The organism is Thalassolituus sp. (assembly GCF_984348125.1).
In genome coordinates this window covers 181,854-195,336 of the sequence record NZ_CFHJLR010000002.1, presented here as the reverse complement: position 1 = coordinate 195,336, position 13,483 = coordinate 181,854, and the positions used below count along the sequence as shown (strand labels likewise).

At 50.8% G+C, this 13,483-nt stretch carries 11 protein-coding genes; 6 read left to right on the top strand and 5 right to left on the bottom strand.

Translation table 11 applies throughout. The annotated features are described in order from the left end of the window. Position 1: 1 nt before the first annotated feature. Both sufC and sufB read right to left on the bottom strand, forming a co-directional pair. On the bottom strand, positions 2 to 763 hold the full coding sequence (gene sufC / locus AC5E51_RS02370; RefSeq protein WP_491778045.1) for a Fe-S cluster assembly ATPase SufC: 762 nt from the start codon (positions 761 to 763) through the stop codon (positions 2 to 4). Between the two features lie 233 nt (positions 764 to 996). Then, positions 997 to 2,442 carry a Fe-S cluster assembly protein SufB gene (sufB, locus tag AC5E51_RS02365; protein ID WP_068441262.1) on the bottom strand — a complete coding sequence of 482 codons (1,446 nt, stop codon included), beginning with the start codon at positions 2,440 to 2,442 and terminating at the stop codon, positions 997 to 999. A gap of 242 nt (positions 2,443 to 2,684) precedes the next feature. Between sufB and AC5E51_RS02360 the strand changes: the two genes are divergently transcribed. The 3 genes from AC5E51_RS02360 (at position 2,685) to tcdA (ending at position 5,602) form a co-directional block, all read left to right on the top strand. Then, positions 2,685 to 3,152: an SUF system Fe-S cluster assembly regulator gene (locus AC5E51_RS02360; RefSeq protein ID WP_297532218.1), complete on the top strand. Its 468-nt coding sequence runs from the start codon at positions 2,685 to 2,687 to the stop codon at positions 3,150 to 3,152. Positions 3,153 to 3,316: 164 nt separating this feature from the next. After that, positions 3,317 to 4,657, top strand: a complete 1,341-nt coding sequence (locus AC5E51_RS02355) for a diguanylate cyclase (protein ID WP_491778044.1) — start codon at positions 3,317 to 3,319, stop codon at positions 4,655 to 4,657. A 138-nt stretch (positions 4,658 to 4,795) separates the two neighbouring features. Then, the gene (tcdA, locus tag AC5E51_RS02350; RefSeq protein ID WP_491778043.1) at positions 4,796 to 5,602 is read left to right on the top strand and encodes a tRNA cyclic N6-threonylcarbamoyladenosine(37) synthase TcdA; all 807 of its coding nucleotides are present in this window, start codon (positions 4,796 to 4,798) and stop codon (positions 5,600 to 5,602) included. A 10-nt stretch (positions 5,603 to 5,612) separates the two neighbouring features. Here tcdA and AC5E51_RS02345 read toward each other — a convergent pair whose 3' ends face one another. Then, positions 5,613 to 7,583 (bottom strand): RecQ family ATP-dependent DNA helicase, encoded by a 1,971-nt coding sequence (locus AC5E51_RS02345; protein ID WP_301377543.1) that lies wholly within the window; start codon positions 7,581 to 7,583, stop codon positions 5,613 to 5,615. 220 nt (positions 7,584 to 7,803) lie between these two features. On the opposite strand from AC5E51_RS02345, the gene AC5E51_RS02340 reads away from it, so the two are divergent. Further along, positions 7,804 to 8,847, top strand: coding sequence for a hypothetical protein (locus tag AC5E51_RS02340; RefSeq protein ID WP_301377541.1), 1,044 nt, complete (start codon positions 7,804 to 7,806; stop codon positions 8,845 to 8,847). Positions 8,848 to 8,897: 50 nt separating this feature from the next. Here AC5E51_RS02340 and AC5E51_RS02335 read toward each other — a convergent pair whose 3' ends face one another. Then, positions 8,898 to 10,013: a nucleoid-associated protein gene (locus AC5E51_RS02335; RefSeq protein ID WP_297532206.1), complete on the bottom strand. Its 1,116-nt coding sequence runs from the start codon at positions 10,011 to 10,013 to the stop codon at positions 8,898 to 8,900. A 133-nt stretch (positions 10,014 to 10,146) separates the two neighbouring features. On the opposite strand from AC5E51_RS02335, the gene AC5E51_RS02330 reads away from it, so the two are divergent. Both AC5E51_RS02330 and AC5E51_RS02325 read left to right on the top strand, forming a co-directional pair. Continuing rightward, positions 10,147 to 10,725, top strand: coding sequence for a glutathione peroxidase (locus AC5E51_RS02330; protein ID WP_068441235.1), 579 nt, complete (start codon positions 10,147 to 10,149; stop codon positions 10,723 to 10,725). Positions 10,726 to 10,792: 67 nt separating this feature from the next. Further along, a complete protein-coding gene (locus AC5E51_RS02325) occupies positions 10,793 to 10,951 on the top strand; it encodes a YqaE/Pmp3 family membrane protein (protein ID WP_076515971.1) in 159 nt (52 codons plus the stop codon). A 133-nt stretch (positions 10,952 to 11,084) separates the two neighbouring features. On the opposite strand, the gene AC5E51_RS02320 is transcribed toward AC5E51_RS02325, so the two are convergent. Continuing rightward, positions 11,085 to 13,475: a fatty acid cis/trans isomerase gene (locus AC5E51_RS02320; RefSeq protein WP_491778042.1), complete on the bottom strand. Its 2,391-nt coding sequence runs from the start codon at positions 13,473 to 13,475 to the stop codon at positions 11,085 to 11,087. Positions 13,476 to 13,483 lie beyond the last annotated feature (8 nt).

Genomic DNA, 13,483 nt, shown 5'->3' with positions numbered 1-13,483 from the left:
ATCACTCAGCTCCGTTTTCGTTACCGTTTTCCAGCCAGCCGTAGCCTTTTTCTTCCAGCTCCAGCGCCAGTTCTTTACCGCCGGATTTCACGATGCGGCCATTCGCCAGAACGTGAACATAGTCTGGCACGATATAGTCGAGCAGACGCTGGTAGTGGGTAACTACGATAAAGCTGCGGTTAGCATCGCGCATTTCGTTCACACCATCAGCGACCACCTGTAGGGCATCGATATCCAGACCGGAGTCGGTTTCATCGAGGATGCACAGGCTTGGTTCCAGCAGCATCATCTGCATCAGCTCGTTACGCTTTTTCTCACCACCAGAAAAACCTTCGTTAACGCCACGCTTGAGGAAGCTCTGATCGAGGTTGACGGCTTTGCATTTTTCACGAGCAAGTTTTAAAAACTGAACAGAATCCAGCGCAGGCTTGCCTTGCTGCTCACGTACTGCATCAACAGAGGCTTTCAGGAATTCGAGGTTAGAAACACCCGGAATTTCAACCGGATACTGGAATGCCAGAAACAGACCTTCGCGTGCGCGCTCTTCAGGATCAAGATCGAGAATATCCTTGCCGTTCAGAGTGGCGGAACCACCAGTCACTTCGTAGCCTTCACGACCCGCCAGTACGTTACCCAGGGTACTTTTACCGGCACCGTTCGGACCCATAATGGCGTGTACTTCACCCGGGCCGATGTTCAGGTTCAGGCCTTTGAGAATTTCTTTTTCTTCAACGCTGGCCTTGAGGTCTTTAATCTCGATCATTTCTTTAACCTTTTGTCTGGTGGCAGACGGTTAGTGTCATCAAATTAATTTTTTCGCCATTAAACGCGCTTCGCGGTTTGAACGGCTCCTACAGGTCGGTAACCTGAAGTGTAACTGGGTGTGGCGGACAAAACAGGTGAGGCAGGCGTCTGCGCCATGGATGGCGCGGCCGAGCGTACAGGGACGTATTTACCGCGACCTGCCGGTCTGTTTTGTTTGCCTGAAAACCGGAGTTATCCGACTGATCCCTCTAACGATATCTCCAGCAGCTTTCCGGCCTCTACGGCAAACTCCATCGGCAACTCTTTAAATACTTCTTTACAGAACCCGTTAACAATCATGGATACCGCTTTCTCGGTATCGATGCCGCGCTGCTGACACAGGAACAACTGATCATCGCTTACGGTCGATGTCGTTGCTTCGTGTTCTACTACAGCACTTGGGTGCTTGCTCTCAATATATGGGAAGGTATGAGCACCACACTTATCGCCTAAGAGCAGAGAATCGCACTGAGTGAAGTTACGCGCACCTTCCGCCATTGGACCCATTCGCACTAAGCCGCGATAAGCATTCTGACTTTTACCCGCAGAAATACCTTTCGAAATAATGGTCGACTTAGTGTTCTTACCCATGTGAATCATCTTGGTGCCGGTGTCGGCTTGCTGACAATTATTGGTCAGGGCAACGGAATAAAATTCGCCAATGCTGTTGTCACCTTTCAGTACACAGCTTGGGTACTTCCAGGTGACGGCAGAACCGGTTTCAACCTGAGTCCAGCTGACTTTAGCGTTGGTATGAGCAACCGCACGCTTGGTCACGAAGTTGTAGATACCGCCTTTGCCGTTTTCATCGCCTGGGTACCAGTTCTGTACTGTGCTGTACTTAATTTCAGCACCATCAAGAGCGACCAGCTCTACAACGGCTGCGTGCAGCTGGTTTTCATCACGCATCGGTGCAGTACAGCCTTCGAGGTAACTGACGTACGAACCTTCATCGGCGACAATTAAAGTACGCTCAAACTGGCCGGTCATGGCTTCGTTGATACGGAAATACGTAGACAGTTCCATCGGGCAGCGAACCCCTTTCGGGATATACACAAAGGAACCATCGGAGAACACGGCGCAGTTCAGTGCTGCAAAGAAGTTATCGCGCTGAGGTACAACAGAGCCCATGTACTTCTTGATCAGCTCTGGGTACTCGTGAACGGCTTCTGAAATCGGCATAAAGATAACGCCAGCTTCTTCCAGCTTTTCGCGGAATGTAGTCGCGACGGATACTGAGTCGAACACGGCATCAACGGCAACGCCCGCAAGTGCCATTTGCTCGTGCAGTGGGATACCCAACTTGTTGTAGGTTTCCAGCAGCTCTGGGTCGACTTCATCAAGCGATTTTGGTTTGTCTTCCATGCTCTTAGGCGCAGAGTAGTAAGACACGCCCTGATAATCGATTTCAGGGTAACCTAGGTGCGCCCAATCAGGCTCTTCCATGGTCAGCCATTCGCGGTAGGCTTTTAAGCGCCACTCAGTCAGCCACTCGGGTTCGCCTTTTTTAGCTGAAATAAAGCGCACCACATCTTCATCCAGCCCTGGTGGCAGGGTCTCGGACTCAATGTTAGTGACGAAGCCGGCTTTGTATTCACGGGCTTTGATCTGGCTTTCAATTTCAGCGTTGGTGGCCATAGCTACTTCTCTCGCATCGCATCATAGGTGCATCGGGTACATCATTATCGAGCGCAGTCTACCAGAACTGACGCCAATAACTGAGTATTTTACTCAGGTACTCTCTGTCTGTACAGAAAGAATACCAAGTTGGTATGCTTTGTGTCAGGATTGTATCAAAGCCCATGAATGCTGACGAATCGACAATGATTCTCAATCGGGTTCTAAGAAAAACACGGCGGCCTGATCCACAGGAAAGACAGATGCTCAGAATCGGCAAACTCACAGATTACGGAATCGTGGTGCTTAATCACTTGGCGGCGCAGGGCGCGGTTCAGCAGTCGGTGGATGACATTTCATCGACCACTGGTCTCAACGTTCCGACCGTACGCAAAGTGATGAAGGCACTGGTCGATAGCGGACTTGTGAACGCCCGTCGTGGTGCCAAAGGCGGTTATCGCATCGCCCGGTCACCTGCACAGATCAGCGTTCGCGATGTAGTTGAAGCCTTCGAAGGCCCGATTGCTCTGACGGAGTGCTCTCAGGACCATCATGTCTGCGATATCACCGATACCTGTAATCTCTCAGACGGCTGGGGTGGGATAAACCAGCTGATTATGCAGATGATGGGGCGAATTTCTCTCGAAGACGTCCGTAACCCTCAGATCGTCGATCAGTTGTACCGGCAGTTGCTGGATGACGGGCCAAGGATTCAGTTGGTGAATTTGTAGGGGCGCCATCTTTTCAAGCAAGTGTGCGGAATTGAGTTAGGCAATCTGGGCCACTGAAAACTGTAGTCAGGTCTGAGTCAGTAGCAGTCAGATAGACTCCTGCTATAGTTGAACGTACGTGTTATCTACAATCCATCTCACATTGGACTTGTGAGTCTGAACTAGTGCAGGAAAGCATTTTTCAGCGTCGCCGAGGTCGTTGCTCAACCGTGGTAAATCTCAGTCAGTATGGTCATCTGGTTCATATCGAGACCATTGAAGAATTTAAGCTTTACGAACTGATACCCAACGTTGTTTGGGTGTTCGATATCGATAAGCACGGTTGGTGGTGGGGCAACTCAGCAGCGGTTGCCTTCTGGGGGCTGGATTCGGTGCAAGCACTGATCGACAAAGATCTGTCAGGTGATACTCAGGGCGCGCGTGACCGTACGTTGCAAACCTTTGAGCTCGCGGTGCGCGAAGGCCTTACCGTTGACCCCTGGACAACCTATCCGAACGGTAAACCTAAGACGTTGTTGATGATGCACCGGGCAGTGCTCTTGGGGCCAGACCGACATCGAGGCATCATTGCCTACATCAATGAACAGGTGAACATGGGGGAGCAGCCCGAAAATCTGCTCTTGATGGAGGCGATGCGCTATACGCGGGTGCCTGCAACTACCTTCACCCTGGATGGTACACCCGTGGTAGAAAACCCTGCGGCAACCGATGCTTATAACTATATCCATAGCCAGTCTTTAGCAGCAGATATCTCTCCTTTCGTTGCCCGCTTTGCTGATCCAGCCGAGGGGCGGGATTGTCTTAAGCGGGTGCAGGCTGGAGAAGAAGGCCGCTGGGACTACATCATGCAAACCGCCAATGGGCCGCGCCGCCATAGCCTGGATATTCGCCGTACCCGCCATCCATTGAACGGGGATTTCCTGTTTCTGGTGGTCGAGTATGATTTCACCGAATTGTATGAGGCGCTGGAAGAGGTCGAGTCAGCGCGCTCGAGGCTGCATGATATTGCGATGAAGGATGCTCTTACGGGTGTACATAGCCTGCACTACATGCAGGAGGCCGCCGACGCTGAACTCGCTCATGCCGCCCTTGATAAACAGCCACTCTGGCTGATGTTTATTGATCTGGATGGCTTCAAAGCAATCAACGACAACTTCAGCCACAGTGCCGGTGATGAGGTGTTGCGTGAAGTGGCCAGACGCTTACAGGAGGTTATTTGTGAGAGCGACCTGCTGGCCCGGATTGGTGGAGACGAGTATGTACTGCTGTCTCACGCCAGCTCGAGAGCAGATTCTGAAGGAATGGCCCAGCGTATTCTGGATTGCCTGAAAGAGCCAATATCGGTTGAGGGCGCCCAGGCCCGGGTCAGCGCCAGTATCGGCATTGCTAACTTCCCTGACGATGGGGAGGATCTCGAATCATTGCTTAAAGCCGCAGATGCCGCCATGTACCGGGTAAAGAAAGACGGAAAGAACGATTTTGCTTTTGTTCCATCCGAAGATTGATCCCATCTGTTAGAGCGAGGACCTACGAATCTATTGCCGTAACGGCCGAAGGGTTCGAAGTACTGACGCTCAGGGAAGAAGAGAGTCGGCAGTTAAGCTGATATAATCTTCCCACGTTTTTGATCTCTGAGTTCCATAATGTCTTCTTCGATGAGTCCATCCTACCTCGACCGTTTCGGCGGTATTGGCCGTTTATACGGTGCAGACGGCTTGCAACGCCTGCACGATGCGCACGTCTGCGTGATAGGCATTGGTGGTGTCGGTAGTTGGGCAGCTGAGGCTCTGGCGCGTTCGGGTGTTGGCAAGGTCACTCTGATCGATATGGACGACATTTGCGTTACCAACACCAATCGACAGATTCACGCCATGACCAGTTCGGTCGGTAAGCTCAAGTGCGAAGCGGTGGCTGAGCGTTTAAAAGACATTAACCCTGAGATCGATGTCGATGCTCGTATGGCGTTTGTGACGGCCTCAAACCTCGAGGAGCAGATCACGCCGGATATGGATTACGTGATCGATTGCATCGATAGTGTAAAGAATAAAGCCGCGCTGATTGCCTTCTGTAAGCGTCGCAAGATTCGTATCGTTACCACGGGGGCGGCTGGTGGTCAGACGGACCCGACGCAGATTCAGGTCGGTGATCTGAATAAAACCTTCAATGATCCTCTTGCGCGTAAAGTACGCTCTTTGCTACGTCGTGAATACGGTTTTTCGCGTAACGCATCGCGTAACTATTCTGTGCCTTGTGTCTTTTCAACCGAACAGCTGGTGTACCCAAACAGCGACGGCACTGTGTGTCAGACCAAAGCTTTTGCTGGCGAAAGCACCCGCCTCGACTGCAATAGCGGTTTTGGCTCCGCGACTATGGTGACGGGTACTTTTGGTTTTGTCGCAGCATCACGGGTGATTCGCCGCATTGCGGATAATGCCGGGAAGAAGCCTTAATTTTTTCAAATTAAGTCAGAGTTTTTAAAACATCCGCATACGGCACTTGCTCAAGTTCTGCGTAATTCGCAAGTTTCTTCGCTTTCACTTTGGTTAGCCACGGGCTCGCCATACCACTTAAAAAACGGGTCTGGGTTTCAGGCTCGGGCAGCTGATTAAACATCGTTTGATACGCTTGATTAAACTCAGACAGCATCCCCTTAATAACAGAAGCATCTGGTGCAGAAGCCACACTGTTCTGAGGCCATGACTGCCATTTACCTATACAGACGGAACAGTGTCCGCAGTCCTGCGTCATTGAGTGATCGTTAAAATACACAGCCAGTTGCCGGCTGAGACACTGCTGTGATTGAAACAGGCTCACCATATTGTGCAGGCGTTGAATATCACTGTTCTGATGAGCCATAAAGCTCTGGTGCAGTTCATCGGCAATGGCGTCGGTCTCGGATACTTGCCAAGGCTTTACCTCATACACCTCGGTCATCTGCTTTATTTCGAGCGTTAACCATTGCTGCTCAGCACAATATTCTAAGGCTTTCACTGCACGCGAGCGCGCATCCGGTCCAAGGCTCTGAATTAGTGCATCCATATCCAGGCTGTACCAGGTGCGACCTTTTTTACTGTGATTTAACAGCGTCTGAATAAACGTCTGTCGCTCGCCACTGAACTGAGCGAGCAGGGCGCTTTCGGATTCTGGCTTAAAACGGTATTCGGCATAGTAGCTGTAGAGCGGAGTGATTCGCCCGGCCATTTCTAAATGTACGAGTAAGGTTTTTAATGGCAGTGGGCGGATATCCGTCTGGTTCGACAGTGGCTGCATCATGGTTTCCCAACGGCCAGAGCCATTACTGTTTACAGCGGTATCTGTGCTGATGGTGGTGAGTAAACGCTTAATCGCCCCGAGGGTTGGCGTATCGCCGTAGGTGAAATTTTCAAGTATGGTTAAACCACTTAAATCGGCGAGCAATACACAGTCGGAGGGATTCCGGTCACGCCCGGCGCGGCCGATTTCCTGACTGTAGTTTTCTATCGATTTTGGTAAGTCATAATGCAGTACCTGACGGATATTGCTTTTGTCGATGCCCATACCAAAGGCAATGGTCGCCACGATGCAGGGCGTCGCCCCTGACATAAAACGCTGCTGAATCTCCTGACGTGTCTCGCTGGCAAGGCCTGCATGATAGGACTCCACCGGCACGGATACCATCTGCTTTAACTGGCTGGCGACTTCGTCGGCGGTGTTTTGCTGTGTAACGTAAATAATACTGCCGAAAGGTTCGCCTTTTTTGATCCGGTGATTTAACCATTGAGCACATTTGTTTATGCGTTCATGTACTGGCGTAGGCTGAACTAATAATCGAAGGTTTGGCCGATAGAAACCGGTACTGATGACATCCTGCTCTACGATATCAAAATGTCGGCGCATGTCTTCTACGACGGGCTGTGTCGCCGTTGCTGTTAAGAGCAAAGATTGCGGGATATTAAATTCGCGACGCCATTGAGGCAGTTTCAGGTAATCCGGGCGGAAGTTGTGCCCCCATTCAGAAATACAGTGCGCTTCATCGACGACCAGTAAAGAGATAGCAACGCCCCGGATAAATTCGCGAAAGCGCTCATTTTTTAAACGCTCCACTGAGATAAAAAGAATCTTTATTTCACCGCTGCGAACGCCTTGTTGTACTGAAGTCAATTCTTCTCGGCTGAGAGTGGAGTCGAGGCTGGCAGCGGCAACGCCTTTGCTGCGCAGAAAAGCCACCTGATCCTGCATCAGTGCCAACAGCGGCGACACCACTAAGGTCAGGTTCGGAAGCAGCAGGGCGGGTAGCTGATAGCAGAGGGACTTACCTGAACCCGTTGGGAAAATTGCCGCAGCAGATCGCCCGGCCAGTATGGCCTCAACAACGGGTTGCTGGCCTTCGCGTAGCTGATCAAAGCCGAAGGTACGTTTAAGTGGCGCTTGCCAGTCAGGAATCGTATTCATCTGTGCATCCTTGCAGAGTTTGTAACTGATTAACAGCCTACGATAGCGAAGGCAGACGGATCGAGCCAATGGATTCTGACAGCCGCTTTGTCGCTAGTGGCGTATTTTGTCTTGCGGGTATGGGGCAGATGAGGCCACTTTGCACCTTTTGAGATAATAGACAGGCGTTTATCAGGTATTCTGGTGTCCGACTCGAATAACAAATTAAATGGAGTTATCCATGCTCAAGCTCATTAAACCTGCTCTGGCACCTGCGGCCGTTGCTGGTCTTTCTCTTTCGCTGGCGGGGTGTTTTCCTCAGGGGTTTACTGGTCTGCCGCTAGTTGATCGCAGCCTGAGCGCGGAATCACCAGAGGGCATCTGGATGATTGTGACGGAAGAAAACTCCAGTATCCCGAACGCTGAAGACAGCATGAATCCATACGCCTATGCGGGTATGACCCGTGAGTTTGTAAAAGTCACTGCGAACGAGCAGGGCATTTACGAGCTCACCCGATGTGACAGCGAGTGGCGCAAAGACTTTGAACTGACAGCGACCGAAACCGGTTACGAGGCGACGCTGACTGAAACTGGTGATATGGATGAATCCGGTGTCACTGCAATGACGCTGACGGACCTGACTGTGACGTTTGCCACCAATAACCGGTCGCTGTCGGCAGAAGGTAGCCGCGTCACCACGCCTGTGGGTGAAAGTACGACGCTGACACTCGAGGGCGTCAAAGTCAGTGACAGCACCAGCTTTGAAGATGCTGAGCAACTGACCTCAACGTATGGCCTGGACTACACTAATTTAGGCAATGCAGGCTCAGTAGATAGCTCGATTGCTAACTGTGTTGGCATAGAGTACGGCGAACAGGTGACTGAGCAAGGTGGTGATGATTTTATCTACACCGAAAACATTTATACCTACTATGACGAAAGCGATCGTCAGACACAGTACTATCGCTTCTATCAGGCGAACGCTGGCACGGTGACGGAGTCACTTGGTGCGATCATTAACACTGAAGACGTTTTCACTTTTTACGTTAACGCTTGCAATGATGGCGAATCGGCCTGCAGTGCGGCTGCTGAGTGGACAGAAACGTCCTCAAACTCTATCGCGGGTGTGAGCTTCGATATCAATTACGAGGTGATTGATAACACCTACGTCATCAACCCGCTTGCGCTGACGCCATGGACCGCTTTTTTGTGGCCACATGACGGTGACTTCATGCATGCACAGTTGGCGGTCACTATCGACAGCTACCAGCAGTACGAAGATTGATGATTACTTAATGATTATGAGAGCCCGGCAGCCGCCGGGCTTTTTTATGTTTAGTCTTCGCTATCAGTGCTTTTGGCAGACAGTTGCTTGAGAAGGCTCTCTGGCACCTTGTGAATGAGAAGAGATTTGTTCGCAGGATTGAATTCAATATCTTTACCCAGCAGGGCAGCCGAAAAGCTTAGACTCAGATCTTTATTCTTTCCACTGAAGCGAATAAATCCTTTGAGTTTCTTACGGTCTGGAATCAGCTCTGCTTTCACGGCATCGGCAACCTCTGCCACGGGAGCGCCGGCTGCGACCAGTTCTTCGGGAGTGGCGCCTGCGGGAGTGGGTTGCTTACGACGCTCTTTCTTCTTCTCTATCACATAATGTGAAAATGCTTCTGCAGGTTTTGCATTGGTCTCGTTGGCGAGGTGGTTTTCCAGCTCTTCGAAGACGACGGGTTCGCCACGTAGATCCTGCTCTATACAGTAATCGACTACCTTAGACTTATATTCAAACGCCTGTTCCTCGGGAAGTGTACGGCTGTAGGAGTCGACGATCTCAAGGAATTCCTCTGTTTCTGCCGTCGTATTCAGGGTATCCGTGAATCCGATAGCGTCGAGGATAGCGTTCTGGAGAGGGCGGTCACCGCGGCCAAAAGAAAAGGTGATGTACTTTGCGTCTTCATCCTGTGCCCAGTCGGTGAGATTGATGCATACACCAAAGCCGGTATTTGAGAAGTCCAGGTAGCGGGTTTCTGACAGGTTGAGGTTAGCATCGACCGTCACGCTGTCTTTGTAGCGCAGGTGGAAGATATAGAGCTTGTCGGCATCCGCCAGCTCTTCGTGAAATACTGCGATATAGCCGTCTACAAGAAGGTCGGTACTGTCGAGGCTAGCGCTGATGTGCGCAATGGCTTTGCGTGCCCAGCTCGAAAACGGCATGGCTTCTTTCTGCCAGTTGCGGATAAGCGCGCTGAACGCTGGCGATTCGGGATTGAACACACCGTAACGCTTACCGCTACGCTGTAAAAGAATACCCTTCAGTTGAGAGGCACAACGCTGGTAGTAACCCGACAGAGTATCTTCACCTACTTCGCCCTCAAGGTCGCTGTAGGTCACAGTGGCTGCTGGTTCTTTTTCCAGCTTAGCTATTTTGTGAGTGATGAAGTGCTTGAGCGCCATACTATCTCCTGACATCACGCCTCAGCGGCGTGTACGAAATGTGGCCGGATAATATCATGTCAGCGCCCGGACGGCCTGTTCCTTACCTGTCAGCGTTTTTGCTATTCTTAATAACCACATTGAGGAGAAAACCATGCGTAATTCACTCAAGCAGTTATTTTTTATCGGTGCGCTGTCGTTAACCTTTGCAGGCATCAGTGTTCAGGCCGAAGAAAGTGAAGGTAGCTATCCAGAATCCTGCCCGGAAATTTATCACCATACGATGAAACAGCTTCACAGTAGTAAGATGCTGAATCTGTGTGATGTGACGGACGGTAAGCCCGTATTACTTGTGAATACGGCGAGTCACTGTGGCTTTACCGATCAGTTTGGCGATCTTGAAGCGATTCATGAGAAATATAAGGATCGCGGACTGGTCGTTCTGGGTGTGTCTTCTGATTCTTTTAATCAGGAAGCAAAGGACGAGGCAGAAGCCGCTGAAGTCTGTTTCAAAAACTTTGGCGTCACCTTTACCATGTTATCGACAGTACCTGTGAAGGGGGAGAATGCTCACCCACTTTTCAAAGAGGTCGCCAGTCAGGACCAGTACCCTCGCTGGAACTTTTACAAGTACATGATTAACCCGGAAGGTAAGGTGGTTCACTCGAATTCGAGTTTCCGCATTCCAGATGAAGAAGTCATCGAGAACCTGCTCAGCAGTGCTGGCCTGTAAAACAGTTTGAACTTCAGACCGGATAAGCCATCTATATCTTTACGTTCATTATGATGGAGAGTAAGACATGGATCTTATCCGGATTTTACTATCAGTACTGGTACCCCCACTTGGTGTGTTTCTGCAAGTTGGTATTGGTGGGGCATTCTGGCTGAATATTCTGTTGACTCTGTTGGGTTATCTGCCAGGTATCATTCACGCGGTATGGGTTATCGCGCGTAGATAGTCGCAGCCTAACGGTTGTGCAAGAACACAAAGAAGCCGCATCTGATGCGGCTTTTTTGTGGGTGTTTGATTTGTTGGTGTTTTAATACCAATACTCCGGCATCCGTGCCTCAGAAGTATTGAAGCCTGACGTCTTACCGGTTTTCAAGACGAGCGTAATCAAGCACGCCGTAGTTCAGCGGACTGTCCTTACGGAACCAGCTATGCAGCTCGTCACTCTTCTGCCAGAAGTCTGGTGACGTGCGACGGACAGCGAACTGCCCTGCCAGCGACTTGTAGTCTTCCTCTGATTCAAGCGCCTTAATGCCAGAGATAAAGTCACCTAACCTGTACTCAGGTACACGGTAAATGGCCGCTGGATAAGTGCCAAGAAGCCCAGGTACGATCGTCAGGTAATCCTCTTCCGGAAGACGATTGTTCTCCTCATACAGCAGGCCCGTCAGGTTGCTGTGGCCGCTTGCTCTCAACAGCGTGAATACCTGAGGGTCACCCATCACCTGATCGATCATAAGGAATGAGATCTCAGGCATCAGTGTGGCTTGCTTACCCACAACATCATTGATCGGTAAGAGTGCTGAAAGCCGCTCAGGAGTGACGGCACCTGACAACTCGTAGCGCATAGAGGTGGCGCCTTTCAGGTGGGTCTTCAGCAGGCCATACAGTTCGATCTTCTGTTCCTGAGTCTGATATTCAATCCCCGGATCGGTAATAACCGAGTCTTCATAATTGACCAGATACTCATCGACTTCATCGCTGGCGTCCCGGTACCAGTAATTGGCCAGTTCAATCCGCTTTTTCTGAGGCAGGAAGGTAAGGAAGTTGTGTTCGCCCTCCATTCTCAGAAAATCCATATACAGACGGGTCATCAGCTGATGGCCGACGTTACCGTAGACATCGAATTCAGCGACCAACAGATAGTGGATGCGCTCAAGCAGAGTGTAATCCACGACCCAGGCGGTTTTGGTCGGTTGCCCAATGAAGCCTTGTTCGACAGAGGAACTGTCGAAATGGCGCATAATAGTGAGTGCCGCATTCGGATTGTGTCCGTCGCCATCCCAGATAAGATCAAGGTCAAGCTCCTTACCCTCAGGGAAGTGCTCGATCATTTTTTGGTTCTTGGCTTCGAGGTAGTCTTTGTGCAGATCAGAGTACTTCAACCAGTTGCTGAGAATACCCGCGTTACTCTCTGCCTCGCCCGGCAAACGAAGGTTATTGCTTTGTTCGCTGAGAAAATCTGCGAGCTCACCAGAGTCAATCGCATCAGGGTCTATAAATACGGCCCAGAAATGATCGTCGATCACATTCAACGCAACTTGCCCGCGACAAACCGGCCCCTTGATAAAGCCACGGATAATGTATTCAGACTCTTCAAGCATAAAGCGATAACGGGATTTCACCGGTAAATCGTGGAAGGCGATAAAGGGATTGGAGGCGATATGAACTTCGTATCCCGGCAAGCTGCTAATTTCATAGTCTGGCTCGTTGAACAGCGACTTCATCCATTCCATGCGCTCATCGTTGAGGCGGTAAGGCATGTGAGTTTTGGCTACGATGGTTTCTTTTATACGCTCTAATCGATAATAGATACGCTTCACGCCCGGGTCGTCATATGGGCGACGCGTTGCTACAACCTCGATGGGGAGACCCGGTGGGGTATACGAACGGACCAGCCGGAAGAAGTTTTCTGGCCGTTGTTTCGGATCGATTCCACGGAAAAGCGGTTCATCTGAAAAATACAGGCTGGCCAGGAAGAGGTGTTCGTACATATACCGACTGGCCAGTTGCTGTTTCAGACTGTCGTCGTTCAGGTACGTTTCCCATTCTTTGATGGTCTCTTTGGTTTCATCGGAAAGGGGCTCCGGCTGAGACATCGGCGAGCCGGCTCTCAGCCACTGCACCAAGGTGTTGTACTCGCTGTCGCTGATTTCAGGCAGGCCATACGGCATTCCCCATTTCGGGTGTTCTTCTGCGTACTCGTTGAACTCTTCGCGCGTCGGACAAGATTGAGAACGATTGAGAGCCAGATTGTAGTCATCACTCAGGAGTGCATTCTCAGGTGCTGGCGCGTTTTTCTTGAGTGCCAGCATTTGATAAATGAGCGAGTTGGCGAGGTTTACCTCCGGACTTTGAGTTCGCTCGTTGAGTACAGAGTGAAAACCCATTTGTCGCCACTCAGCAGTTGAGTCTGCGTCGATACCTAACCGGGTTGGTTCGGCAGCGGTCAGGCGTGTGCCGTGATAAACTTTCTGCGGATTCGCTCCCCGCATAATGCCCTCAGCGGATGTCAGTTTTAACTGACACGGTGCATCGTTACAGGCATGGCAGACAACGCAACGTTGATCGAGAACAGGCTTCACTTCCTCTCTGAACCAGGAAGCTTCTTCAGCGTTGAAGTCAGCTCTGCGCTCTACGATAAGCGATTTACCGAACAATTCATTGGTGTCTAAGGACTGCAGGCCTGCCGTAGCACAGCCTGTCAGGACTATAATCCAGACGAGCCAGGTCTTCTTGAAGAAATTCATCATAATGTCAG

What these genes read in the sequence shown, in the direction of transcription:
- sufC (WP_491778045.1), bottom strand. Translation starts at nt 763, where the DNA reads ATGATCGAGATTAAAGACCTCAAGGCCAGCGTTGAAGAAAAAGAAATT.
- sufB (WP_068441262.1), bottom strand. Translation starts at nt 2,442, where the DNA reads ATGGCCACCAACGCTGAAATTGAAAGCCAGATCAAAGCCCGTGAATAC.
- AC5E51_RS02360 (WP_297532218.1), top strand. Translation starts at nt 2,685, where the DNA reads ATGCTCAGAATCGGCAAACTCACAGATTACGGAATCGTGGTGCTTAAT.
- tcdA (WP_491778043.1), top strand. Translation starts at nt 4,796, where the DNA reads ATGTCTTCTTCGATGAGTCCATCCTACCTCGACCGTTTCGGCGGTATT.
- AC5E51_RS02345 (WP_301377543.1), bottom strand. Translation starts at nt 7,583, where the DNA reads ATGAATACGATTCCTGACTGGCAAGCGCCACTTAAACGTACCTTCGGC.
- AC5E51_RS02340 (WP_301377541.1), top strand. Translation starts at nt 7,804, where the DNA reads ATGCTCAAGCTCATTAAACCTGCTCTGGCACCTGCGGCCGTTGCTGGT.
- AC5E51_RS02335 (WP_297532206.1), bottom strand. Translation starts at nt 10,013, where the DNA reads ATGGCGCTCAAGCACTTCATCACTCACAAAATAGCTAAGCTGGAAAAA.
- AC5E51_RS02330 (WP_068441235.1), top strand. Translation starts at nt 10,147, where the DNA reads ATGCGTAATTCACTCAAGCAGTTATTTTTTATCGGTGCGCTGTCGTTA.
- AC5E51_RS02325 (WP_076515971.1), top strand. Translation starts at nt 10,793, where the DNA reads ATGGATCTTATCCGGATTTTACTATCAGTACTGGTACCCCCACTTGGT.
- AC5E51_RS02320 (WP_491778042.1), bottom strand. Translation starts at nt 13,475, where the DNA reads ATGATGAATTTCTTCAAGAAGACCTGGCTCGTCTGGATTATAGTCCTG.